25 protein-coding genes are annotated in these 23262 nt (G+C 71.8%); 11 read left to right on the forward strand and 14 right to left on the reverse strand.

What is annotated here, in order from left to right:
- Positions 1 to 92: 92 nt before the first annotated feature.
- From ACGFQ9_RS32925 to ACGFQ9_RS32940, 4 genes are read left to right on the forward strand one after another with little or no spacing between them, the layout of a single operon-like run.
- Entirely contained in the window at positions 93 to 947 is an 855-nt protein-coding gene (locus ACGFQ9_RS32925) for an SDR family NAD(P)-dependent oxidoreductase (RefSeq protein WP_393579196.1), read from the forward strand.
- Positions 944 to 2251 (forward strand): aminotransferase class I/II-fold pyridoxal phosphate-dependent enzyme, encoded by a 1308-nt coding sequence (locus ACGFQ9_RS32930; RefSeq protein WP_393578992.1) that lies wholly within the window; start codon positions 944 to 946, stop codon positions 2249 to 2251. The genes ACGFQ9_RS32925 and ACGFQ9_RS32930 overlap by 4 nt, the downstream gene beginning before the upstream one ends.
- On the forward strand, positions 2248 to 3195 hold the full coding sequence (locus ACGFQ9_RS32935) for a diiron oxygenase (protein ID WP_393578994.1): 948 nt from the start codon (positions 2248 to 2250) through the stop codon (positions 3193 to 3195). The genes ACGFQ9_RS32930 and ACGFQ9_RS32935 overlap by 4 nt, the downstream gene beginning before the upstream one ends.
- Positions 3188 to 3997 (forward strand): tryptophan 2,3-dioxygenase family protein, encoded by an 810-nt coding sequence (locus tag ACGFQ9_RS32940; protein WP_393578995.1) that lies wholly within the window; start codon positions 3188 to 3190, stop codon positions 3995 to 3997. Before ACGFQ9_RS32935 ends, ACGFQ9_RS32940 begins: the two co-directional genes overlap by 8 nt.
- A 69-nt stretch (positions 3998 to 4066) precedes the next feature.
- On the opposite strand, the gene ACGFQ9_RS32945 is transcribed toward ACGFQ9_RS32940, so the two are convergent.
- The 4 genes from ACGFQ9_RS32945 to ACGFQ9_RS32960 all read right to left on the reverse strand — a co-directional run bounded on the left by ACGFQ9_RS32945 (position 4067) and on the right by ACGFQ9_RS32960 (position 6573).
- Positions 4067 to 4588: a SixA phosphatase family protein gene (locus ACGFQ9_RS32945; RefSeq protein ID WP_393578997.1), complete on the reverse strand. Its 522-nt coding sequence runs from the start codon at positions 4586 to 4588 to the stop codon at positions 4067 to 4069.
- A gap of 164 nt (positions 4589 to 4752) precedes the next feature.
- Positions 4753 to 4956: a hypothetical protein gene (locus tag ACGFQ9_RS32950; RefSeq protein ID WP_393578998.1), complete on the reverse strand. Its 204-nt coding sequence runs from the start codon at positions 4954 to 4956 to the stop codon at positions 4753 to 4755.
- Between the two features lie 181 nt (positions 4957 to 5137).
- Positions 5138 to 5254, reverse strand: coding sequence for an SGM_5486 family transporter-associated protein (locus tag ACGFQ9_RS32955; protein WP_393579000.1), 117 nt, complete (start codon positions 5252 to 5254; stop codon positions 5138 to 5140).
- Positions 5255 to 5259: 5 nt separating this feature from the next.
- Positions 5260 to 6573 (reverse strand): CynX/NimT family MFS transporter, encoded by a 1314-nt coding sequence (locus ACGFQ9_RS32960; protein WP_393579002.1) that lies wholly within the window; start codon positions 6571 to 6573, stop codon positions 5260 to 5262.
- A gap of 80 nt (positions 6574 to 6653) precedes the next feature.
- Here ACGFQ9_RS32960 and ACGFQ9_RS32965 point away from each other — a divergent pair, with 80 nt between their 5' ends.
- Positions 6654 to 7325, forward strand: coding sequence for a FadR/GntR family transcriptional regulator (locus ACGFQ9_RS32965; RefSeq protein WP_393579004.1), 672 nt, complete (start codon positions 6654 to 6656; stop codon positions 7323 to 7325).
- A 67-nt stretch (positions 7326 to 7392) separates the two neighbouring features.
- Here ACGFQ9_RS32965 and ACGFQ9_RS32970 read toward each other — a convergent pair whose 3' ends face one another.
- From ACGFQ9_RS32970 to fabG, 3 genes are all read right to left on the reverse strand, one after another.
- Positions 7393 to 7863, reverse strand: a complete 471-nt coding sequence (locus ACGFQ9_RS32970) for a hypothetical protein (protein ID WP_393579005.1) — start codon at positions 7861 to 7863, stop codon at positions 7393 to 7395.
- Between the two features lie 270 nt (positions 7864 to 8133).
- Positions 8134 to 8904, reverse strand: coding sequence for an enoyl-ACP reductase FabI (gene fabI, locus ACGFQ9_RS32975; protein ID WP_393579006.1), 771 nt, complete (start codon positions 8902 to 8904; stop codon positions 8134 to 8136).
- A gap of 5 nt (positions 8905 to 8909) precedes the next feature.
- Positions 8910 to 9629: a 3-oxoacyl-[acyl-carrier-protein] reductase gene (gene fabG / locus ACGFQ9_RS32980; protein ID WP_393579008.1), complete on the reverse strand. Its 720-nt coding sequence runs from the start codon at positions 9627 to 9629 to the stop codon at positions 8910 to 8912.
- Positions 9630 to 9812: 183 nt separating this feature from the next.
- Between fabG and ACGFQ9_RS32985 the strand changes: the two genes are divergently transcribed.
- From ACGFQ9_RS32985 to tyrS, 3 genes are all read left to right on the forward strand, one after another.
- Positions 9813 to 11336: a TldD/PmbA family protein gene (locus tag ACGFQ9_RS32985; RefSeq protein ID WP_393579010.1), complete on the forward strand. Its 1524-nt coding sequence runs from the start codon at positions 9813 to 9815 to the stop codon at positions 11334 to 11336.
- Complete coding sequence (locus ACGFQ9_RS32990; protein WP_393579011.1) at positions 11336 to 12739, forward strand: metallopeptidase TldD-related protein; 1404 nt, start codon at positions 11336 to 11338, stop codon at positions 12737 to 12739. The genes ACGFQ9_RS32985 and ACGFQ9_RS32990 overlap by 1 nt, the downstream gene beginning before the upstream one ends.
- Before the next feature lie 69 nt (positions 12740 to 12808).
- Positions 12809 to 14077 (forward strand): tyrosine--tRNA ligase, encoded by a 1269-nt coding sequence (gene tyrS, locus ACGFQ9_RS32995; protein ID WP_393579013.1) that lies wholly within the window; start codon positions 12809 to 12811, stop codon positions 14075 to 14077.
- Positions 14078 to 14211: 134 nt separating this feature from the next.
- Here tyrS and ACGFQ9_RS33000 read toward each other — a convergent pair whose 3' ends face one another.
- Positions 14212 to 14484, reverse strand: coding sequence for a GlsB/YeaQ/YmgE family stress response membrane protein (locus ACGFQ9_RS33000; protein ID WP_393579015.1), 273 nt, complete (start codon positions 14482 to 14484; stop codon positions 14212 to 14214).
- A gap of 180 nt (positions 14485 to 14664) precedes the next feature.
- Here ACGFQ9_RS33000 and ACGFQ9_RS33005 point away from each other — a divergent pair, with 180 nt between their 5' ends.
- Positions 14665 to 14943, forward strand: coding sequence for a DUF3099 domain-containing protein (locus ACGFQ9_RS33005; protein WP_393579198.1), 279 nt, complete (start codon positions 14665 to 14667; stop codon positions 14941 to 14943).
- A gap of 149 nt (positions 14944 to 15092) precedes the next feature.
- Entirely contained in the window at positions 15093 to 15326 is a 234-nt protein-coding gene (locus ACGFQ9_RS33010; RefSeq protein ID WP_393579016.1) for a hypothetical protein, read from the forward strand.
- Positions 15327 to 15386: 60 nt separating this feature from the next.
- Here ACGFQ9_RS33010 and moaA read toward each other — a convergent pair whose 3' ends face one another.
- The 3 genes from moaA to ACGFQ9_RS33025 all read right to left on the reverse strand — a co-directional run bounded on the left by moaA (position 15387) and on the right by ACGFQ9_RS33025 (position 18544).
- Positions 15387 to 16376 carry a GTP 3',8-cyclase MoaA gene (gene moaA / locus ACGFQ9_RS33015; RefSeq protein WP_393579017.1) on the reverse strand — a complete coding sequence of 330 codons (990 nt, stop codon included), beginning with the start codon at positions 16374 to 16376 and terminating at the stop codon, positions 15387 to 15389.
- A 174-nt stretch (positions 16377 to 16550) separates the two neighbouring features.
- Positions 16551 to 18182, reverse strand: coding sequence for a cation acetate symporter (locus ACGFQ9_RS33020; RefSeq protein WP_393579019.1), 1632 nt, complete (start codon positions 18180 to 18182; stop codon positions 16551 to 16553).
- Positions 18179 to 18544 carry a DUF485 domain-containing protein gene (locus ACGFQ9_RS33025; RefSeq protein ID WP_393579021.1) on the reverse strand — a complete coding sequence of 122 codons (366 nt, stop codon included), beginning with the start codon at positions 18542 to 18544 and terminating at the stop codon, positions 18179 to 18181. Before ACGFQ9_RS33025 ends, ACGFQ9_RS33020 begins: the two co-directional genes overlap by 4 nt.
- Before the next feature lie 269 nt (positions 18545 to 18813).
- Between ACGFQ9_RS33025 and ACGFQ9_RS33030 the strand changes: the two genes are divergently transcribed.
- On the forward strand, positions 18814 to 20346 hold the full coding sequence (locus ACGFQ9_RS33030) for a S8 family serine peptidase (protein WP_393579022.1): 1533 nt from the start codon (positions 18814 to 18816) through the stop codon (positions 20344 to 20346).
- A gap of 131 nt (positions 20347 to 20477) precedes the next feature.
- Here ACGFQ9_RS33030 and ACGFQ9_RS33035 read toward each other — a convergent pair whose 3' ends face one another.
- Genes ACGFQ9_RS33035 through ACGFQ9_RS33045 form a run of 3 tightly spaced genes read right to left on the reverse strand, consistent with a single transcriptional unit; the run spans position 20478 to position 23213 of the window.
- Positions 20478 to 21521 (reverse strand): zinc-dependent alcohol dehydrogenase family protein, encoded by a 1044-nt coding sequence (locus ACGFQ9_RS33035; protein ID WP_393579023.1) that lies wholly within the window; start codon positions 21519 to 21521, stop codon positions 20478 to 20480.
- 28 nt (positions 21522 to 21549) lie between these two features.
- Entirely contained in the window at positions 21550 to 22314 is a 765-nt protein-coding gene (locus ACGFQ9_RS33040) for a lysoplasmalogenase (RefSeq protein WP_393579024.1), read from the reverse strand.
- Positions 22311 to 23213, reverse strand: coding sequence for a sterol desaturase family protein (locus ACGFQ9_RS33045; RefSeq protein WP_393579026.1), 903 nt, complete (start codon positions 23211 to 23213; stop codon positions 22311 to 22313). Before ACGFQ9_RS33045 ends, ACGFQ9_RS33040 begins: the two co-directional genes overlap by 4 nt.
- Positions 23214 to 23262: the final 49 nt, after the last annotated feature.

The following is a 23262-nucleotide window of genomic DNA, read 5'->3' on the forward strand; positions in this document are numbered from 1 at the left end:
TCGATCTGGTAAATACTGTGCTCCTGCTGCCGCAGTCGTCATGGCAGGGCGGTCCACTTCGATCGTTCAAGGGGAAGCAGTTGACCCGAAATGTGCTCGTCACAGGGGGATCCGGCGGAATTGGCCGGGCTTGCGTGGAAAGATTCGCCAGGGAGGCAGACTGGACGGTCTGGTTTACCTACCGCAATGGTCGTGATCGGGCCGAGGAGCTGGTGCGGGAGCTCGCCCTCACCGGCCGGGCCAAGGTGGAGGCCTTCCCCTTCGACCAGGGAGACTGGGAGGACCACGAACGGCTGCTGGACCGCATACCCGGCCCGGTCGACGTCCTCGTGAACAACGCCGCCGTCGGCTCCAAGTCCGTCGAGCACTACGCGGACGGCGCCCGTCACGACATGGCCTCGGCGTTCTTCCAGATCAACGCGGTGGGCCCGCTGTGGCTCATCGAGCAGCTGGTGCCCGGGATGCTGGAACGCGGCTACGGGAAGATCATCAACATTTCCAGCGTGGGCGGCGGGATCTCCCAGTTCCCCGGCTTCCACCCCGCCGACGGGATGAGCAAGGCCGCACTCACCTATCTGACCCGGCACCTCGCCGCCGAGCTGGTGCACACCCCGGTCCAGGTCTTCGCGCTCTGCCCGGGCGCCGTCGAGACCACGATGTTCCGGGCCAGCACCCTGGACAAGCTCTCCCCCGAGGAACTCGCGGCCTTCACCGCGCGGCTTCCGCAGGGCCGCCTGATCCGCTCCGAGGAAATAGCCGAGCAGGTCCGCTGGCTGGCGGGCGAGTACTCCGCAGCCCTGCACGGGGCCGTCATCGACGCCTCGATGGGCCTCGGCGTGAACCCGGGCCTGTTCACCGGAGCCGCCCAGGCCCCCGCCCCTGTACCCGCCCCTGCCGGCGCCCCGGCCGCCGCCGGCACCGCCCCTGCCGCCGGGAGATACCGATGACCCGCCCGTCCCGCGTTTCACACCAGGCCGCCCGGCTGCTCGCCGATACTCCGGCCATCGCCGACGCCCACTTCCGCGCCGAGGCCGAGCCCTACGACGCCGCTTCGCGCCCCGACGGCTACCTCAACCTGGGCACCGCGGAGAACCGCCTGCTCTGGGACCTGCTCCGGGACCGGCTGGCGGCACTGCCCCCGCTGACGGAGGCCACCGCCCGCTACGCGCCCCTGCACGGCACCGACGTACTGCGCGAGCGCGTGGCCGCGCTGCTCTCCGCGACCTGCCGGACCCCGCTCGACCCGGAGGACCTGGTCGTGATCAGCGGTGCGACCGGGGCCCTGGACGCCATCGCCTCCGTGCTGTGCGACCCGGGCGAGGCGATCGTGGTGCCCTCGCCGTACTACGGGGCCTTCGACACCGACCTGGGCGGGCGGTCCGGCGCCCGGATGCTGCCCGCGCCGCTGTCCCCCGCCGACGGCTTCCGGCTGACGGCCGACGCCGTGGACCGGGCCCTGAAGGAGGCCCGCGCGGAGGGCATCACGGTGCGTGCCGTCGCGCTCTCCTCGCCGTCCAACCCGATCGGCGAGACGCACCCGCCCGAGGTGCTCGCCGAGCTGCTGCGGGTGGCCCGCGAACACGACGTCGACGTGATCTCCGACGAGATCTACGCCCACTCGGTCTTCGGCGAGCAGGAGTTCACCAGCGCCGCCGACCCTGCCGTCAACCCGGACTGGGCCGACCGCACCCATGTCGTCTGGGGCTTCGCCAAGGACTTCGGGCTGCCCGGTCTGAAGACCGGCGTCCTGCACACCCGTGACCCGCTCGTACGGTCCGCGGCACGGGCACTGGCCTACTTCGCGCCCGTCTCCACCGCCACCCAGGACACCCTCGCGGAGCTGCTGGCCGACCCGGCCTGGACCGCCTCCTTCCTCACAGCCGGCCGGCGGCGGCTGGCCGCCTCGTACACGCACCTCTGCTCCCTGCTGGACGCCCACGGGATTCCGTACGCCCCCGCAGACGCGGGGTTCTCCGTATGGCTGGACCTCCGGGCGTGGCTGCCCGGCAGGGGGTTCGAGGCCGAACAGCGGCTTTGGGCCGCGCTGTTCGAGACGGCCAGGGTCAGCATCCTGCCCGGCGGGGCGTTCCGCTCGCCGGAGCCCGGCTGGTTCCGGCTGTGTCATGCCGTCGGTGCTCCCCTCGTCGCCGAGGCGGTCCGCCGGATCGCCGCGCACCTCTCCGCGCCGTCCCCCTCCCTCTCCTCCCCCTCCTCCCCCTCCCCCTCCTCACCGAACGGAAGCCGTCCATGAGCACCGCCCCGGGCCCCCTGGACCGCTGGTACGAGACCGCCGGCGTGCGCGGCGGAGTACGGCGGATCTTCCACGCCGAAGCCGAGCAGGGCCGGGTCTTCTTCCCGGACGCCCTGGTGCCGCACCTGTCCCACCCCGAGGTGAAGGCGCTGGCCCCGGAACGGGCCCGCGAGATATCCGTACGGCACCTCTACCAGTTCCTGCACTCGACCACCCACCTGGAGACCCGGGTGGTCAACGGGGCAGCCGAGCCCGTCGCCAACGGCAACACCGGCATGCACTTCCCGACCGCCCTGCGGATGGACGCCTTCAAGGTCTACTGCGACGAGGGCTATCACGCTCTCTACAGCCTCGACCTGGCCGACCAGATCGCCGCCGTCACCGGCATCGCCGTGCCCGGGGTCGACTACGGCGGCTTCGTCACGGCGCTGCAGGACAGCGGGCGGCGGCTGCTGCCCGAGGACCCGGTGCTGGCCGGGCAGTTGCAGGCGGTGGTGTTCGAGACGCTGATCACGGCGGTGCTCAACGAGGTGCCGCAGGACCCGACCGTGGTGAGCACGGTCCGCGAGCTGATGCGCGACCACGCCAAGGACGAGGGCCGCCACCACCGCTTCTTCTCCGCCTTCTTCCTGGAGCTGTGGGCCCGGCTCGACGGGCGCCGCCGCGTCCTCGCGGCCCGGGCGCTGCCCGCGATGATCCGCGCGGCGCTGGACTGGGACGTGGAGCCGGTACGGGTGTCGCTGCGCCTGGCCGGCCTGGACGACGAACGCGTCGAGGCGGTGATCGCGGACAGCTACGGCGGGAACGCGGGCGCCGACCGCATCCAGACCGTCTCCCGTTCCACCCTGCGGCTCTGCGCCCAGGCGGGCGCGTTCGACCTGCCCGGGGTGACGGACGCGTTCGCCGCGTACGGTCTGCGCGCGCCGGAGGACTCGGATGTCTGAGCCGGACACGGTCACCTACTCCGACTACCTGCGGCTGCCCGAACTGCTGACGCTGCAGGTTCCGCTGGCCGACGGGGTGCACGACGAGCGGCTGTTCATCACCGTGCACCAGGTCCAGGAGCTGTGGTTCGGTCAGCTGCTGGCCGAGCTGGCCGACGCCCGGGACCGGATCCTGCAGGGAGATCCGCGGGCGGCGCGGGCCCGGCTCGTGCGGTGCGTGGGGATCACCCGGGCCCTGATCTCCGGGATGCGTCCGCTGCGCGGGATGCCGCCGCGGGAGTTCCACGCCTTCCGCGGGGCGCTCGGCCGCAGCAGCGGCGCGCAGTCCGCGCAGTACCTGGAGATCGCGGCGCTGTCCGGCGCCGACTGGGTGCGCGGGGAGCACGGGGCGCGGATGCGGGCGGGGCTGGGACGGGAGGAGCGGGAGCGGCTGGTGCGGCGGCTGGCGGAGCCGACGCTGTGGGAGGCGTTCCTGTCGCTGGTGGAGAAGGCCGGCCTCCCGGTGGGGACGGCCGAGGACCGCGGGGTGGCGTACGAGCGGCTCGCGGTGCTCCACGGCGAGGGAGAGCCGGCGGAGCGGGCCGAACTGGCCGAGCTGCTGGAGGCGCTCGTCGACCACGACGAGATCTGGACGGAGTGGCGGGCGTGCCACGCGCTGCTCGTGGAACGGCAGATCGGCGGGCTGCCGGGGACCGGGGGCAGCAGCGGGGTGCGGCATCTGCGGGCGGCGGTGCACCGGTACTTCTACCCGGAGCTCTGGGAGGCCCGGACCGCGGCCGCACCGTCCGTCACGGTGCGCTGAGCCGCGGGCGGCCTGCGGCTGCCGGACACAGCGGAAGCCCGGACGCCCCAGGGGCGGTCCGGGCTTCCGTCAGTGGTCCTGCGGGGTCCAGAAGCCGGCCAGTGTGCCGACGCCGTGCTCCACGGACTTCCACGAGCCGGTGAAGGCGAGGACGGCCAGGGAGGCGGGCGGGAAACCGCGCAGGGTCAGCCGCTGCAGGGTGTCGCCCTCGGCGCGTCCGGCCAGGGCGTCGGCGAGGGCGTGCATCCCGGGGTTGTGGCCGATGACCAGGAGGTCGGAGACCTCTTCGGGGGTCTCGTTCAGCAGGGCGATGAGCTCGCCGAGCGACGCCTCGTAGAGCCGCTCCTCGTGGACGGTCTTCGGGCGGTGCGACAGGTGCTGGGCGGCGATCTTCCACGTCTCCCGGGTCCGGGTGGCGGTGGAGCAGAGGGCCAGGTCGAAGTCGATGTCCAGCTCGGCCAGCTTCAGTCCGACGGCCGCGGCCTCCTGGCGGCCCCGGTCGGCCAGCGGCCGGTCGTGGTCGGCGACCTGCGGCCAGTCGGCCTTGGCGTGCCGGAGGAGGACGATCCTGCGGGGTGTGTCGGCGCTCATGGGACCCAGCTTCGCACGAAACCGGGGGTGGGGCGCAGGGTGTTGAAGGAGCTCACCCGCCAGGGGCGGATGCGCTCCGGAGCGCCCCCGGCAGTGTCCCCGGCGGGTGTCCCGGACGGCCTGGCGGGGAGGTCCGTCGGGCGGGCCGGCGGGGTCGGCGGCGGTCAGCCGAGGAGGCGGAGGATCTCCTGCGCGAGCAGCCCGAGCACGGAGGCGTCGGAGGGTCCGGAGGCGGTGCCCGCCTCGGCCGGTCCGCCGAGGAGCAGCAGGACGAGGAGGGAGAAGGCCAGGGCGGGCAGGGCCATGCCCCACCAGGTGAGCCGGGCCTGCGCGCCGTTGCCGCGGGCCGGCCGGGTCGTTGCCGCCATCGCCGCCTCCTGGGTGTCCCCCGCCGTGCGCGCGTGCTGTCGCGCGCCTTCATCTGTGAATCTACGGATCCACGGCGGCGGTTCCCATCGGGGACGCACCCGAGTTCACCCTGAGTCGGACCCCCTAGGGGATGGGGGGTTAACCCCACCCCGGGGGGTGCTCAGGGTCGTGCAGGGGCGCTCAGGGTGCGGCGATGGTCGCGATGACGGCGATGAGCACGGTGATGCCGAGCATCGCGCCGAGCACGAGGCCGAGCTTCTTGTGGCTGTTCTGCGGGTTCGGTTCGAGGACGGGCATGCCCATCAGTCTCGCATGCCGCATTCGTCCTCGATCGTGCGGTCCCGGCCGGCCAGGACCCCGAGCACGATCTGCGGCACGAGCAGCCCGGCCATCAGCGCGAGCGGAAGGTCCCAGCCGCCGCTGTGCTGGTAGAGGGTGCCGATGAGCAGCGGCCCGGGGATGGATATGAGGTATCCGGCGGACTGGGCGAAGGCGGAGAGCCTGACCACGCCCGCCGCGGACCTGGCGCGCAGTCCGATCATCGCGATGACCAGCGGGAAGGCGCAGTTGCAGAGGCCGAGCATGAGGGCCCAGGCCCAGGCCCCGGCGGCGGGGGCGATGTACAGGCCGACGTATGCGGCGAAGCCGAACAGGCTGAGGGTGACGGCGATGGGGCCCTGGTGCTTCAGTCGGCCGGCCAGGCCGGGGATGACGAAGGCGAGCGGGACGCCCATCACCATGGCGATGGCGAGCAGGACGCCCGCCGTACCGGCCGGGACCCCGGCGTCGCGGAAGATCTGCGGGAGCCAGCCCATGGTGATGTACGCATTGGTGGCCTGGAGGCCGAAGTAGCCGGCCAGGGCCCAGGCGGTACGGCTGCGAACGACCTGCGGGCCGGTCGCCGGGGCGGTGGCGCCGCCGCCCGCCGGGGCGGCACCGGCTCCGGCCGCCCGGTCGCGGCGGTCGGCGCGGACCACGGCCAGCCAGGGCAGGACGGCGAGCACCGCGAACGCGGCCCAGACCAGCAGGCCGGCGCGCCAGCTGCCGCCGAGCAGGTCCTCGGTCATGGGAACGGTGGTGGCGGCGGCCAGGGAGGTGCCGGCGGCCATGGCCATGGAGTAGAGGCCGGTCATGGTGCCCGCCCGGTCCGGGAACCAGCGCTTGACGATCACCGGGAGCAGCACGTTGGTGAGGGCGATCCCGGCCAGGGTGAGGGCGCTGAAGGCGAGGAAGCCGGCCGCGCCGTTCATGAAGGGGCGGATCAGCAGGCCGGTGGCGACCATGACCATGCCGGCGCAGACCACGCCAGCCACGCCGTAACGGCGGGAGAGCCGGGGCGCGGTGATGCCGAAGACGGCGAAGCAGAGGGCCGGCACCGAGGTGATGAGGCCGGCGACGGTGCCGCTCATGTGGAGGCCGGTGCGGGTCTCCTCGAACAGGGCGCCGAGGCTGGTGATGGCGGGCCGCAGGTTGAGTGCGGCGAGCACGAGGCCGGCGACGAGGACCGGACCGAGCCAGGCGGGCCGAGCCGGGCCGTCCGCGGGTGCGATGGGGGTGGCCGCGGGGCCGGCCGGGGCCGCGGAGGGCCGGTCGAGGGTCGTCTTTTCGTCGTGCATTGAACCATCATAGAATCATGGGATGATTGGTTGTCCAGCCTCGGAGGCTGGGACGTCGACCACGAAGGGGGAACCCACTCATGCCGTTGACCTCGCCCCGGCGCTCCGCGCTCGTCGACCAGGTGATCGCGCAGCTGCGGAACCAGATCACCTCGGGCGAGTGGCCGGTCGGAAGCCGCATCCCCACCGAACCGGAACTGGTGGAGCTGCTGGGGGTGGCCCGCAACACGGTCCGCGAGGCGGTCCGCGCGCTGGCGCACAACGGCCTGCTCGACATCCGGCAGGGCTCCGGCACCTATGTCCTCGCCACCAGCGAGCTGGCCGGGGTGATGCACCGGCGGTTCGCGGCGGCGGACCCGCGGCACATCGCGGAGCTGCGGTCGACCCTGGAGTCCTCGGCGGCCCGGCTCGCGGCGGAGCGGCGCACCGAGCGGGACCTCGCAGCGCTCGACGCGCTGTTGGCCCGGCGCGAGGAGGCGTGGGAGTCCGGGGACGCGGAGCGGTTCATCGCGGCGGACCACGCCCTGCACATGGCGGTGGTCACCGCCTCCGGCAACGAGGTGCTGATCGAGCTGTACGCCGACCTGGGCGACCTGATACGGGACTGGCTGCGCGGGGACGTGGGCACGGAGCTCACCCCGGAGTCGCACCTGGACCACGGGCGGCTGATCGAGGCGATCCGGCGCGGGGACGCGGACACCGCGGCCTCGGAGGCGGCCGGTTACCCGTTCGTCTGCCTCGGCGGGCGGTAGCGCCGGCCGGCAGGGGTTTCGGCAGGCGGGAACGCCGCGCGGGCAGGGCTTCGGCAGGGGGCGGCGCTCAGCCGCGCCGGTGGCTGACCCAGGCCGAGCGGACCTCCTTCCAGCACCGGCCGGTCAGCTCCAGCCAGGCGGCCGGCTCGACGGCCACCCCGGCGCTGTCCCCGTCCAGGTCCCACCAGCGGTCGCACTCGACGTGCAGCCGGACCAGGTCGGTCTCCGGGTAGGGGTTGTGGCAGTACGCAGTGACGGACGAGCCGGTGATGGTGGTACGGCAGTCGGCGCCGAAGAGCTCCCCGGCCGGGGGACGGGCGGGCTGGGCGGGGGGCTCCACCGGCAGTTCGGCCACGTTCACCGTGGCCGCGTCGGCCTGCAGCGGCTGCTCCACGGCGCCCGGGGCCGCGCGGCCTCCGCCGGCGCCGCGCGCGGGATCGGCGGCGGGGGGCTGCGCGAGCGCCCCCGGGATCAGGAGACCGGTCAGGACGACCGAGGTGAACAGCAGGGGGACCGTCCGGCTCCGCCTCGCACGCACTCCCTCGCCTCCTCCCCGCAGCGCGCCGGGAAGACCCCGGCCCGGTCAGTCTGCAGGCATTCACCCCTTTTATCGACTCGGCGGAGGCGGCCCGGATCCGTCCCGGCACCGCCGCAACGCGAAGGGCCGCACCTCCCGGAGGAGGTGCGGCCCTTCACCGCTGTGCGCGGGGTTGACCCGTACGGGCGACAGAGCACCCGGGCGGATCCGACGGCCAGACGTCAGGCGTCAGGCGTCAGGCGTCAGGCGTCAGGCGTCAGGCGTCAGGCGTCAGGCGCCCATCATGTGCACGCCGCCGTCGACGTGCACGATCTCGCCGGTGGTCTTCGGGAACCAGTCCGAGAGCAGGGCGACGACACCGCGGCCGGCCGGCTCCGGGTCGGCCATGTCCCACGCCAGCGGGGAACGGTCGTTCCACACGTCGGCCAGCTCGGAGAAGCCCGGGATGGACTTCGCGGCCATCGAGCCGATCGGGCCCGCGGAGACCAGGTTGCAGCGGACGTTCTCCTTGCCCAGGTCGCGGGCGAGGTAGCGGCTGGTGGCCTCCAGCGCGGCCTTGGCCGGGCCCATCCAGTCGTACTGCGGCCAGGCGAACTGCGCGTCGAAGGTGAGGCCGACGACGGCCGCGCCCTCCGCCGGGAACAGCGGCTTGCAGGCCATGGTGAGGGACTTCAGCGAGAACGCCGAGACGTGCATGGCCGTGGAGACCGACTCGAACGGCGTGTTCAGGAAGTTGCCGCCGAGCGCGTCCTGCGGGGCGAAACCGATCGAGTGGACGACGCCGTCGAGGCCGCCGAGCTCGTCGCGGACCAGCTGCTCCAGGCGGCCCAGGTGCTCGTCGTTGGTCACGTCGAGCTCGATGACCTTGGCGGGCTTGGGCAGCTTCTTGGCGATGCGCTCGGTCAGGGTGGGCCGCGGGAAAGCGGTGAGGATGACCTCGGCGCCCTGCTCCTGGGCCAGCTTCGCGGTGTGGAAGGCGATGGAGGACTCCATCAGCACACCGGTGATCAGGACGCGCTTGCCGTCGAGAATTCCGCTCATGTCGATCAGTGACCCATGCCCAATCCGCCGTCAACGGGAATGACGGCTCCTGTGATGTACGAGGCGTCGTCGGACGCGAGGAAGCGCACCGCGGCGGCGACCTCCTCCGGCTGCGCGTAGCGGCCCAGCGGGACCTGCGACACGATGCCGGCGCGCTGCTCGTCGGTGAGCACCTTCGTCATGTCGGTGTCCACGAAGCCCGGGGCCACAACGTTGAAGGTGATGTTACGGGAGCCCAGCTCGCGCGAGAGGGAGCGGGCGAAGCCGACGAGGGCGGCCTTGGAGGCCGCGTAGTTCGCCTGGCCGGCCGAGCCGAGCAGGCCGACGACCGAGGAGATCAGGACGACGCGGCCCTTCTTGGCCCGGAGCATGCCCCGGTTGGCGCGCTTGACCACGCGGAAGGTGCCGGTGAGGTTGGTGTCCAGGACGGAGGTGAAGTCGTCCTCGGACATGCGCATCAGCAGCGTGTCCTTGGTGATGCCGGCGTTGGCCACCAGCACCTCGACCGCGCCGTGCTTCTCCTCGATCTCCTTGTAGGCGCTCTCCACCTGCTCGGAGTCGGTGATGTCGCAACGGACGGCCAGCACGCCCAGCTCGGCGAGCTCGGCCGGGGGCTCCCCCGACCGGTACGTGATCGCGACCTTGTCGCCGGCATCGGCGAAGGCGCGGGCGATGGCGAGGCCGATGCCCCGGTTTCCTCCGGTGACGAGAACCGAGCGGCTCAACGGATCACCCTTTCGCTAGCGGTCTGGTTACCGAAAACCTAGCGGGCCGCTCCCCCGTTCGAGGACTCGGGCATCGACAGGGCCTCGGGACGGGCTCTGTCGAGTCCCTACAGAAAGTGGTAGGCACGGGGGGTCCGGGCGCGACATGATCGGAGCGACCATTCCCGACCTGGGAGGACTTCCGTGCCCCATTCCATCGACGCGGCCTTCACCGCGCTGCCCCTGCGGGCGCTCGCCGACGCGGCGCTCGCCCGGGCCCGCGCGCTGGGCGCCGAGCATGCCGACTTCCGGCTGGAGCGGATCCGCAGCGCCTCCTGGCGGCTGCGCGACGCCAAGCCCTCCGGCGGCTCCGACACCACCGACCTCGGGCTCGCGGTCCGGGTCGTGCACGGTGGCAGCTGGGGCTTCGCCTCGGGCGTGGACCTCACCATGGACGGCGCGGCCCGGGTCGCCTCGCAGGCAGTGGCGATGGCCCAGCTGTCCGCCAAGGTGATCAAGGCGGCGGGGTCCGAGGAGCGGGTGGAGCTGGCCGGGGAGCCGGTGCACGCGGACCGGACGTGGGTCTCCGCCTACGACGTGGACCCGTTCGCGGTGCCCGACGAGGAGAAGGCGGCCCTGCTCGCCGACTGGAGCTCGCGGCTGCTGGCGGCCGACGGGGTGGCCCACGTGGACGCCTCGCTGCTCGCCGTGCACGAGAACAAGTTCTACGCCGACACGGCCGGCACGGTGACCACCCAGCAGCGGGTGCGGATCCACCCGCAGCTCACCGCGGTGGCCGTGGACGACAAGACCGGCGAGTTCGACTCCATGCGGACCATCGCCCCGCCGGCGGGGCGCGGCTGGGAGTACCTGACCGGGACCGGCTGGGACTGGAACGGCGAACTGGAGCGGATCCCGGAGCTGCTCGCCGAGAAGATGCGCGCGCCGAGCGTCGAGGCCGGCCGGTACGACCTGGTCGTCGACCCCTCGAACCTGTGGCTGACCATCCACGAGTCCATCGGCCACGCCACCGAGCTCGACCGGGCGCTGGGCTACGAGGCGGCGTACGCGGGCACCTCCTTCGCCACCTTCGACCAGCTGGGCAAGCTGAAGTACGGCTCCCCGATCATGAACGTGACGGGTGACCGGACCGCCGAGCACGGCCTGGCCACCGTCGGGTACGACGACGAGGGCGTCCAGGCGCAGAGCTGGGACCTGGTGAAGAACGGCACCCTGGTCGGCTACCAGCTGGACCGGCGGATCGCGAAGCTGACGGGCCTCGGGCGGTCCAACGGCTGCGCCTTCGCCGACTCCCCCGGCCACGTGCCGGTGCAGCGGATGGCGAACGTGTCGCTGCAGCCGGACCCGGGCGGGCTGTCCACCGAGGACCTGATCGGCGGGGTGGAGCGCGGGATCTACGTGGTCGGCGACCGCTCCTGGTCGATCGACATGCAGCGCTACAACTTCCAGTTCACCGGGCAGCGGTTCTTCCGGATCGAGAACGGACGGCTGGCCGGCCAGCTGCGCGATGTCGCCTACCAGGCCACGACCACCGATTTCTGGGGGTCGATGGAGGCCGTCGGCGGTCCGCAGACGTACGTGCTGGGCGGTGCCTTCAACTGCGGCAAGGCCCAGCCGGGCCAGGTCGCGGCGGTCTCGCACGGCTGCCCGTCCGCGCTGTTCCGCGGCGTCAACATCTTGAACACCACGCAGGAGGCCGGACGCTGATGGCACCGAACCACACCAAGCCGCACGAGATCGTCGAGCGGGCCCTGGAGCTGTCCACGGCCGACGGCTGCGTCGTCATCGCCGACGAGGAGTCCACCGCGAACCTGCGCTGGGCGGGCAACGCGCTCACCACCAACGGGGTGACCCGCGGCCGCACCCTGACGGTGATCGCCACCGTGGACGGCAAGGAGGGAACGGCCTCGGGGGTCGTCTCCCGCGGCGCCGTCACGGCCGCCGACCTGGAGCCGCTGGTCCGCGCCGCCGAGGCGGCCGCCCGCACGGCCGGCCCGGCCGAGGACGCGCAGCCGCTGGTCACCGGCACCCCGGCGTCCCCGGACTTCACGGACGCCCCGGCCGAGACCTCCTCGGCGGTGTTCGCGGCGTTCGCGCCGGCGCTCGGCGAGGCGTTCGCGGCCGCCCGCGCGGGCGGCCGCGAGCTGTACGGCTTCGCCAACCACGAGCTGGTCTCCAGCTACGTCGGCACCTCCACCGGGCTCCGGCTCCGGCACGACCAGCCCAACGGCACCCTGGAGGTCAACGCCAAGGCGCCGGCCGCGGACGGCCGGCCGCGCTCGGCCTGGGCGGGCCGCTCCACCCGGGACTTCCGCGACGTCGACCCGACCGCGCTGGACGCGGAGCTGGCCGTACGGCTGGGCTGGGCGGAGCGGCGGACCGAGCTGCCGGCCGGCCGGTACGAGACCCTGCTCCCCCCGACCGCCGTGGCGGACCTGCTGATCTACCAGATGTGGTCGGCGGCGGCCCGGGACGCGGTGGAGGGCCGGACGGTGTTCTCCAAGCCCGGCGGGGGCACCCGGCTCGGCGAGAAGCTGTCCCGGCTCCCGCTGACCCTGCGCAGCGACCCGGCGGCGCCGGGGCTGGAGACGTCGCCGTTCGTGATCGCGCACAGCTCGGGCGACGACGCGTCGGTCTTCGACAACGGTCTGCCGGTGCCCGCCACCGACTGGATCAAGGACGGCGAGCTCAGCCGGCTGACCACCACCCGGCACACCGCGGACCTCACCGGGCTCCCGGTCGCCCCCGGCTTCGGCAACCTCATCCTCGACGCGGGCGGGACGAAGTCCCTGGAGGAGATGGTCGCCGCCACCGAGCGGGGTCTGCTGCTGACCTGCCTCTGGTACATCCGCGAGGTGGATCCGGCCACGCTGCTGCTGACCGGGCTGACCCGGGACGGCGTGTACCTGGTGGAGAACGGCGAGGTGACCGGGGAGGTGAACAACTTCCGGTTCAACGAGTCGCCGGTGGACCTGCTGTCCCGGGCCGCCGAGGCCGGGCGGACCGAGAAGACCCTGCCGCGCGAATGGAGCGACTGGTTCACCAGGGCCGCGATGCCCGCTCTGCGTATCCCCGATTTCAACATGAGTTCGGTAAGCCAGGGCGTCTGACCACCTAGAATGTGCGGGAACCCTCATCCGCACCCCTACTCACTCCATCCTTCAAGGAGAGTCACGACCGTGACTGACATCGTCGACGAACTCAAGTGGCGCGGGCTGTTCTCGCAGTCCACCGACGAAGAGGCCCTGCGCAAGGCGTTCGCGGACGGTCCGGTCACGTTCTATTGCGGCTTCGACCCGACCGCGGCCTCGCTGCACGTGGGGCACCTGGTGCAGGTGCTCACCATGCGCCGGCTCCAGCAGGCCGGGAACCGGCCGCTGGCGCTGGTCGGCGGGGCCACCGGGCAGATCGGTGACCCGCGGCCGACCGCCGAGCGCACCCTGAACGACCCGGAGACGGTCGCGAACTGGGTGAACCGGCTGCGTGCGCAGATCGAGCCGTTCCTGTCCTTCGAGGGCGAGAACGCGGCCACCCTGGTGAACAACCTGGACTGGACCGGCGGCATGTCCGCCATCGAGTTCCTGCGGGACATCGGCAAGCACTTCCGCGTCAACAAGATGCTGACGAAGGACTCGGTCGCCCGCCGGCTGGAGTCCGACCAGGGCATCAGCTACACGGAGTTCAGCTACCAGCTGCTGCAGGGCATGGACTTCCTGGAGCTGTACCGGCGGCACGGCTGCACCCTGCAGCAGGGCGGCTCGGACCAGTGGGGCAACCTGGTGGCCGGCCTCGACCTGATCCACAAGGTGGAGCCGCAGGCCGAGGTGCACGCGATGGCGACCCCGCTGATGGTGAAGGCGGACGGCACCAAGTTCGGCAAGACCGAGAGTGGCGCCGTCTGGCTCGACCCGGAGATGACCACGCCGTACGCGTTCTACCAGTTCTGGCTGAACGTGGACGACCGGGACATCTCGACGTACATGCGGATCCTGTCCTTCAAGTCCGTCGCGGAGCTGGAGGAGCTGGAGGCGCAGACCGCCGAGCGGCCGCAGATGCGGGCCGCGCAGCGGGCCCTCGCCGAGGAGCTGACCACGCTGGTGCACGGCGCCGGCCAGTGCGCCGCCGTGATCAACGCCTCCCGGGCACTGTTCGGGCAGGGTGACCTGACGGAGCTGGACGAGGCCACGCTGGCCGCGGCCCTGTCCGAGCTGCCGCGGGCCCAGGCCGACGGGCTGGTGCCGGTGGTGGACCTGTTCGCCGAGACGGGCCTGGTGGCCAGCAAGTCGGCCGCGCGGCGCACCGTGAAGGAGGGCGGCGCGTACGTGAACAACGTGAAGATCACCGCCGAGGACGCGGTCCCCGCCAAGGAGGACCTGCTGCACGGGCGCTGGCTGGTGCTGCGCCGCGGCAAGAAGAACCTGGCCGCGGTGGAGGTCACCGGCATCTGACCGGGGCCGGCCACGGCCGGAGGTGACACACTTCCGGCCCGGCCCGAGGTGACGTACGGCGAGGGGCCGGTGCGGACGATCCGTCCGTACCGGCCCCTTCGCCGTGCGTCCGCCCTGCGCGGGCCAGGACCCGCCTAGGCGGTGCGCCTGCCGCGGAGGGACATGTAGACCATGTCGCCGAGTCCGACGATGAGCACGGCCCCGGCGAGCTGCAGCAGGTGCCGGGTCCAGTCGATGCCGGCGGTGTCGCGCACCCCGATCCAGCCGGCGACGGCGTTGCCGAGGATGGCACCGACGATGCCGAACAGGGTCGTCAGCCACAGCGGCTGGTGCTGCTTCCCGGGCAGGATGGCCCGGGCTATGAGACCCAGCACGAATCCGACGATGATCGCCCACAACCAGCTCATGTCGCCTCCTCGGGGGCGCGATGTGCACACGTGCGCCCAGTTTCGAGCCGATCGGCGAACCACGCATTTCGGGCGCCCCCGTTCGGAGGCCCCGCTCTCCCCGGCGGGACGGGCCGGGCGTACCGTGGAGGGGTGAAGAAGCGGAACGAAGCCGAGGTCTTCCGGATCACCGGCGCCCGGATGGGGCTCCAGGAGGACGTACGGGGGCGGCAGCGCCGCTACGTGATCTCGATGGCGATCAGGACCGTCTCGGTGATACTCACCGTGGTCCTGTGGAACGTGGAGCGCCATGTGGCGGTGGTGACGCTCGTCTTGGGCGCGCTGCTGCCGTACGTGGCGGTGGTCATCGCGAACGCGGGGCGGGAGAGCACCCCGACGCTGCCCTCGAACTTCATCTCCTCACCCGTGCGTCCGGCGCTGGACGCGGGAAACCTCAAGAAAAGCTCAGATCAATCATGAAGTTCCGGTGCACCGCACCGGGTCCTGCGTGACATACTGCCTACGCGCTCCGCATCCCCCGTCGGAGCGACGTATCGACGCCGGGCAGCTCCCCCCGTGGCTGCCCGGCGTCGTCATGTCGTCTCGCCGTCGTCTTCTAGGGTGGGGGCGTGAACCTCTTCGCCGACGAACCGACCACCCCGATCTGCTCCGCCAAGGGCTGCCGCGACGCGGCCGTCTGGGTCCTTGCCTGGAACAACCCGAAGCTGCACACCCCGGAGCGCCGCAAGACCTGGCTGGCGTGCGAGGAGCACCGCGAGCACCTGTCCCAGTTCCTGGGCGTGCGCGGCTTCCTCAAGGACGTGGTGAAGTTCGACGAGTGGCAGGACCCGGAGGGGGCGTAGCGCCGGCAGGGGCGGGGCCGCGGCTGCCGCCGGAGGAGCGGTCAGCCGCCGGAGGAGCGCTCAGCCGCCGATCGCCGACATGGGGCGGGCGGGCTGGAGGAAGGACGGGTCGTCCAGACCGGAACCGGCCTTCTTGCCCCACATCGCCTTCTTCCAGAGGTCGGCGATCTCCTCGTCCGGGGCGCCCGAGCGCAGCGCACCCCGCAGGTCGGACTCCTCCGTGGCGAACAGACACGTACGGACCTGGCCGTCGGCGGTGAGGCGGGTGCGGTCACAGGCGCGGCAGAACGGCCGGGTGACCGAGGCGATGACACCGACGGTGGCGGGGCCGCCGTCGACGATCCAGCGCTCCGCCGGGGCCGCGCCGCGGGCCTCCTGGCCCTCCTCGGTCAGCTCGAACCGGGTACGCAGCGACTGCAGGATGTCACCGGCAGTGATCATTCCGCTGCGCTTCCAGCCGTGCTGGGCGTCCAGCGGCATCTGCTCGATGAAGCGGAGCTCGTAGCCCTGGTCGATGGCCCAGGCGAGCAGGTCGGGGGCCTCGTCGTCGTTGAGGCCGGGCATCAGCACGGCGTTGATCTTGACCGGGGTGAGTCCGGCGTCCCGGGCGGCGGCCATGCCCTCGACGACGTCCTTGTGCCGGTCCCGCCGGGTGAGGGTCTTGAAGACCTCGGGCCGCAGCGTGTCGAGGGAGACGTTGACCCGGTCCAGGCCGGCCGCCTTGAGGGCGGCGGCGGTCCTCTTGAGGCCGATGCCGTTGGTGGTGAGGGACATCCGGGGGCGGGGCTCCAGGGCCGCGCAGCGCTCGACGATGCCGACGAGGCCGGGGCGGAGCAGCGGCTCGCCGCCGGTGAAGCGGACCTCGGTCACGCCGAGGGAGGTCACGGCTATCTCTATCAGCCGGACGATCTCGTCGTCGGTGAGCAGGTCGGACTTGCCCAGCCACTGCAGGCCCTCTTCGGGCATGCAGTACGTGCACCTCAGGTTGCACCGGTCGGTGAGCGAGACGCGCAGGTCAGTGGCAACGCGGCCGTAGGTGTCGAGAAGCACTGTGGGCCTCCTCCCCTGTCCGGTGTGAGGGCGTTCCGGGGTGTCCCGGCAGGTATCCGATGAGATCGAGACTACGCGACCCCTGTGGCTTGTTGACGTCGCCGAATGAACGAGACGTAACGCGGCCGCGTCGTACTTCCGTACGACGCGGCCACGCTCGGTGTTCGGAGGATCTCAGTGCGCCCCTGTTCCCGTCAGCGACCGGACCTCGAGTTCCGCGTACTTCTGGGGGTCGGCCTGCTCCTTGGACAGGACCGTGCCCAGCCAGCCGAGCAGGAAGCCCAGGGGGATCGAGATGATTCCGGGGTTCTCCAGCGGGAACCAGTGGAAGTCCATGCCCTTGAACATGGAGCTCTTGGGGTTGCCGGACACCACCGGCGAGAACAGCACCAGCACCACGGACGAGATCAGGCCACCGTAGATCGACCAGAGGGCGCCCCGGGTGGTGAACCGCTTCCAGAAGAGGCTGTACAGGATCGTCGGCAGGTTGGCGGAGGCCGCGACGGCGAAGGCGAGGGCCACCAGGCCGGCCACGTTGATGTCGCGGGCCAGGGCTCCCAGGCCGATGGCGGCCGCGCCGATGACCACGGTGGACCAGCGGGCCGCCCGTACCTCCTCCTTCTCGGTGGCCTGCCCCTTGCGGATCACGTTGACGTAGATGTCGTGCGCGAAGGACGAGGAGGAGGCCAGGGTGAGGCCGGCCACCACGGCGAGGATGGTCGCGAAGGCGACGGCGGAGATCACGGCGAGCAGGATGGCGCCGCCGGTGGAGTCGGGGCCGCCGCCGATCTCCTGGGCGAGCAGCGGGGCGGCGGTGTTGCCGGAGGGGTTGGAGGCGATGATGTCGGCCCGGTTGAGCAGCGCGGCGGCGCCGAAGCCGAGGGCGATGGTCATCAGGTAGAAGGCGCCGATGATGCCGATGGCCCAGTTGACGGACTTACGGGCGGCCTTGGCGGTCGGCACGGTGTAGAAGCGGATCAGGATGTGCGGGAGGCCTGCGGTGCCCAGCACCAGGGCGAGGCCGAGGGAGGTGAAGTCCAGCTTGGAGGTCCCGGTGGCGCCGTACTTCTGGCCGGGTTCCAGGAAGGCGGACCCCTTGCCGCTGTTCGCGGCGGCCTCGCCGAGCAGGTCGGACACGTTGAAGTTGAACTTCCACAGCACCATGAGGGTGATCAGCAGGGCGCCCGCGATCAGCAGGACCGCCTTGACCATCTGGACCCAGGTGGTGCCCTTCATGCCGCCGATGGAGACGTAGACGATCATCAGGACGCCGACCAGGGCGACGATCGCGACCTTGCCTCCGTCGCTCTTGATCCCGAGCAGCAGGGAGACCAGTACGCCGGCGCCGGCCATCTGGGCGAGCAGGTAGAAGATCGAGACCACGATGGTGGAGGTGCCCGCCGCGGTCCGGACGGGCCGCTGGCGCATCCGGTAGGCGAGGACGTCGCCCATGGTGTAGCGGCCGGAGTTGCGCAGCGGCTCGGCGACCAGCAGGAGCGCGACCAGCCAGGCGACCAGGAAGCCGATGGAGTAGAGGAAGCCGTCGTAGCCGAACAGGGCGATGGCGCCGGCGATGCCGAGGAAGGACGCGGCGGACATGTAGTCGCCGGAGATGGCCAGGCCGTTCTGGAAGCCGGTGAACTGGCGGCCGCCGGCGTAGAAGTCGGCGGCGCCGCGGGTCTGACGGCCCGCCCAGACCGTGATGATCAGCGTGGCGACCACGAACAGCCCGAAGAGGGTGATGATCAGCGGCCGGTGTTCGGAGGCCCCGCCGGCGGCCAGATGGTAAGCGTGTGCGGCGCTCATTCCCCGGCCTCCATGCGCTGCTTGATGGCCTGCGCCCGCGGGTCGAGCTTGGTCGCGGCGTGCCGTGAGTACCACCAGGCGATGAGGAAGGTGGTGGCGAACTGGCCGAGGCCGAGCACCAGTGCGACGTTGACGTTGCCGAACAGCTTGGTCCCCATGAAGCCGCCCGCGTAGTTGGACAGCAGCACGTAGAGCAGGTACCAGGCGATGAAGGCCGCGGTGAGGGGGAACGCGAAGGAGCGGTAGGTGCGGCGCAGTTCGCCGAATTCGGGGCCGGCCTGGACGGCGGCGAAGCGCTCGGCCGGGAGGGCCGCCGACTGGGTGTCCGGGCCGCCTGGGGGCGGCGCTGCTTCGGTGGTCACGGGAGGTTCTCCTTGCGAAGCGGATGCGGTGGGAACGGCTGACAAAACGACCTCCGTGAGGGGGCTGAGGGTGCTGATCCCCCCTGTGCAACGGCACGGAACCCGGACCGGCGCGGTTCACCGCCCGCTGTGACATCCGGAACTTCCGCAGGAACTCTTCGTCGAACTGATGGCGCAAACACGAACGCGACAGCTAGGTTCACCTGTCATGAACCCGTCCGACGCAACCCGCGTCAGGACGGCTTTTTCACGGATGATGTGGAGAACCCATGGCTCATCTGGGATCCGGCCGCTCGCGCGCCCTCGCGGTACCGGTCGGCCTGGCCCTCACGGCCTCGCTCGCCTTCCTCCCGGCGGTGTCCGCTTCCGCGGCCCCCGCGGACGGCTCGGGCGTGACGGCCGCACCGGCCACCGGTCCGAAGCTCTCGTACGTGGCGAACCTGACCGCGTACGGGACGGCCAAGCAGGCCAAGAAGGCCATCGAGCGGGCCGGCGGAACGGTGGTGACGGCGTATGAGCAGATCGGCGTCGTCGTCGCGCATTCCCAGAACCCCGACTTCGCCAAGCAGCTGCGGGCCCAGCGGAGCCTCTTCGTGTCGGTCGGCGCCACCCGTACGGCCCCGCTGACCCCGGTGCAGACCACCGACGAGGGCACCACGCAGAAGCTGAGCGCGGCCGACGCCGCCAAGGCCGCGGCGGCCGCCGCGCCGGGCGAGGAGCCGCTCGAGGCCAACCAGTGGGACCTCCGGGCGATCAAGGCCGACCAGGCGCACAAGATCAACGATGGCAGCCGGGACGTCACCGTGGGTGTCATCGACACGGGTGTTGACGACACCCACCCCGATCTGGCCCCGAACTTCTCACGCGAGCAGTCGGCCAACTGTGTGGGCGGCGTCGCCGATACCTCCGAGGGCGCCTGGCGTCCGTACGCCGACGGCAGCGACCACGGCACCCACGTGGCCGGCACCATCGCGGCCGCCCGCAACGACATAGGCATCAGCGGTGTCGCGCCGGGCGTGAAGGTCGCCGGCATCAAGGTGAGCGAGCCCGGCACCAGCCTCTTCTACACCGAGGCGGTCGTCTGCGGCTTCATGTTCGCCGCCGAGAAGGGGATCGAGGTGACGAACAACAGCTACTACGTCGACCCCTGGCTCTACAACTGCAAGGCGGACGCCGACCAGGGCGCCCTGGTCGAGGCCCTCACCCGGGCCACCCGGTACGCCGAGAAGAAGGGCGTCCTGCACGTCGCCTCGGCCGGCAACTCCAACCACGACCTGGCGGGCGAGTCGATCCTCGACGACAGCAGCCCCAACGACACCACACCGGTGCCGCGGACCATCGACCCGAAGGTCTGCCTGGACGTGCCCACGCAGCTTCCCGGCGTGGTCACCGTCTCGGCCACCGGCAGCAAGGGCCTGAAGTCCTACTACTCCAGCTACGGCCTGGGCGTGGTGGATGTGGCCGCGCCCGGCGGCGACAAGTGGCAGACGCCCGGCACCCCCGACAACAACGGACGGGTGCTGTCCACCGTGCCGGGCGGCGGCTACGGCTACAAGCAGGGCACCTCGATGGCCTCGCCGCAGGTCGCGGGCGTCGCCGCGCTGCTCAAGAGCGCCCACCCGGGCGCCACCCCGGCCCAGCTGCAGCGCATGCTGAAGTCCCAGGCCGACAAGCTCACCTGCCCGGACAAGGTCTACGACAACCTGGGCAACCTGATCGACGCCACCACCTGCCAGAGCAAGTGGGGCCAGACGGCCTACTACGGCCACGGCCAGGTCAACGCGCTCAACGCCGTCAAGTAGCGGGCGGCGCGGATCCGTCGGTCAGGGGGCCGCGGGATCCACGGAACACCGGCGGGGCCGGGCGGGGAACATCCCGCCCGGCCCCGCCCCGTTCACGTCACGGCGTCCCGTGCGTCACGGCGTTCCGTGCGTCACGGCGTGATGAGGACCTTCAGCGCACTGCGGTCGTCCATGGCACGGTACCCGTCCGGAACCTCGTCCAGGCCCACCTCCCGGTCGAACACCGGCGCCGGGTCGATGGTGCCCGCGAGGACGTCCTCCAGGAGCTCCGGTATGTAGGCGCGGACCGGGGCCACACCGCCGCGCAGGGTGATGTTCCTGTCGAACATCACCCCCAGGTCGAGGCCGGTGCCGCTGCCGTGCGGCACGCCCACGTAGCCGATGGCCCCGCCGTCGCGGGTGATGCTGACGGCGGTGCGCATGGACATCTCCGTACCCACGGCCTCGATGACGGAGTGCGCGCCCTGCCCGCGGGTCAGCTCGCGGACCGCCGCCTCGGCGGCCTCCCCGCGCTCGGCGACCACATCGGTGGCGCCGAACAGCCGGGCGATGTCGGTACGGGCGGCGTGCCGGCCCAGGGCGATGATCCGCTCGGCGCCGAGCCGCTTGGCGGCCAGGACGCCGCACAGGCCGACCGCGCCGTCGCCGACCACCGCGACGGTGGAGCCGGGACGGACGCCGGCGCCCAGGGCCGCGTGGTGGCCGGTGCCCATGACGTCGGAGAGCGCGAGCAGCCCGGTCAGCAGACGGCCGTCGGAGACGGCCTCGGAGGGCAGCTTCACCAGGGTGCCGTCGGCGTGCGGCACCCGGACGGCCTCGCCCTGGCCGCCGTCGTGGCCGACCGAGCCCCAGAAGCCGCCGCGCACGCAGGAGGTGTACAGGTCCTCGGAGCAGTAGTCGCAGTTGCCGTCGGACCACATGAACGGGGCGACGACCAGGTCCCCGGTGCGCAGGCCGGAGACCGCGGAGCCGGTCTCCTCGACCACACCGAGGAACTCGTGGCCGATCCGCTGGCCGGGCTGCCGCTCGGACTCGCCGCGGTAGGCCCACAGGTCGCTGCCGCAGATGCAGGCGCGGAGGACGCGGACGACGGCGTCCTCGGGCTGCCGGATCGCGGCATCGGGCACCTCCTCCACGCGGATGTCGTGAGGGGCGTGGATGACGGTGGCGCGCATGGTGGTGCAGTCCTCCGGCTCAGGTAGTTCAGTCTTGTATGACTTCCCTACCGTACGCCTGTCCGGGCGCGGTCCCTCCCGAGGTCCGTCCCGCGGTCCGTCCTGCTGTCCGTCCCGCGGCCAGGACGCCCGTGGCCAGCAGGTACTGCGCGGCCAGATAGGTCAGCATGATCCAGAAGTCGGGGCGGGGCAGCTGCGGCCATTCCGCGACACCGGTGGCGATGAGGGTGTCGGAGAGCAGGAACAGCGCACCGCCGGACGCGGCCCGGACACCGAGCGCGCTCGACCGGAAGGCCATACAGGTGAGCAGCAGGCTGTAGCCGGCCACCGGGATCCGGAGCTCGGCGGGCAGGTCGCCCCAGAGCAGCGAGATCGTGCCGATGAGCGCGAGGAGGTACGCCGCGCCGAGGACCGGGGGCGCGGGCCGCTTCGCGAAGAGCACCAGGTAGCAGACGTGCCCCAGGGCGAAGGAGCTCATGCCGACGAGGAAGGCGGCGTCGGCGTCGAAGAGCAGCGCCATGTCCCCGCCCCACCCGAAGGCCAGCGCCGCCACCAGCAGGCGGGGCGCGCCGAGGGTGAGTACGTAGCCGATGAGCAGGGGCATCAGCAGGGGCTTGAAGAGGACGTGCCCCCCGTCCCAGCCGGCCAGCAGCGAGCCGAGGTCGCCGGCGGAGGCGACGGCGAAGCCGACGAGGGCGGCCCGGCCGAGCCGGCCGCGGCGGCGGGCGGCCGCCAGGCCGGCAGGGGTGCGGCCGGCGGCCCAGGAGGGGACGCGGCGGGCGGCGGCGGTCATGCGGCGCTCTCGGAGGGAGCGGGTGCGGGGGCGCTCTCGGCTACGGGGGCGGGAGTGGAGGCGGGGGCGGGGGCGGGCTGCCAGCCGGGGCCGCGGAAGACCCGGCCGGCGCGTTCGCGCCAGGAGCGGGCGGCACGGACGTCCCGGGCGATGGCCGCGTACTCGTGGGTGGCCACCCGCAGCGGGTTGTGGGTGTTGATGTTCTTGGTGAGCCCGTAGACCGGCTTGTCGCCCTCCCCCACCCAGGACCCGAACATCCGGTCCCAGATGATCAGGATCCCGCCGAAGTTGCGGTCCAGGTAGCCGCCCTGGGAGGCGTGGTGGACGCGGTGGTGGGAGGGGGTGTTGAAGACGTACTCGTAGGGCCGGGGCAGCTTGCCGATGCGCTCGGTGTGGACCCAGAACTGGTAGACGAGGTTGATCCCGTAGCAGAACGGGATCGCGGCCGGGTGCACGCCGAGGGCGACCATCGGCAGGTAGAACCACCAGGTGGTGGCGCTGGTCCAGGGCTGGCGCAGGGCGGTGGTGAGGTTGAAGTTGCGGCTGCTGTGGTGCACCACGTGGCAGGCCCACAGGATGCGGATGACGTGGTGCAGGCGGTGCTGCCAGTAGTAGAGGAAGTCCTGGGCGAGCAGCATCAGCAGGGCGGTCCACCACAGGAACGGCACGCGCAGCGGGGTGAGTTCGTAGACGGCCGTGAAGACGGCGACGACCGGGATCTTCCACAGCAGGTCGAACCCGATGCTGCCGATCCCCATGGTGAGGCTGGTGACCGCGTCCTTTTTGTCATATCCGGCGGCATCGTCGTCGGGATGGAGCCGGTAGCTCACCATCTCGATGACGGTGAGCAGGACGAACGCGGGTATGGACCACAGCACGACATCGGGCAGGTTTGGCATGGGCGCACCTTAGGGGCGGGTTCCGGGGTGCCGCTAGGGGTTGTTACCG

It is taken from the genome of Streptomyces sp. NPDC048603 (assembly GCF_043199475.1).
Taxonomy (GTDB): Bacteria; Actinomycetota; Actinomycetes; order Streptomycetales; family Streptomycetaceae; genus Streptomyces.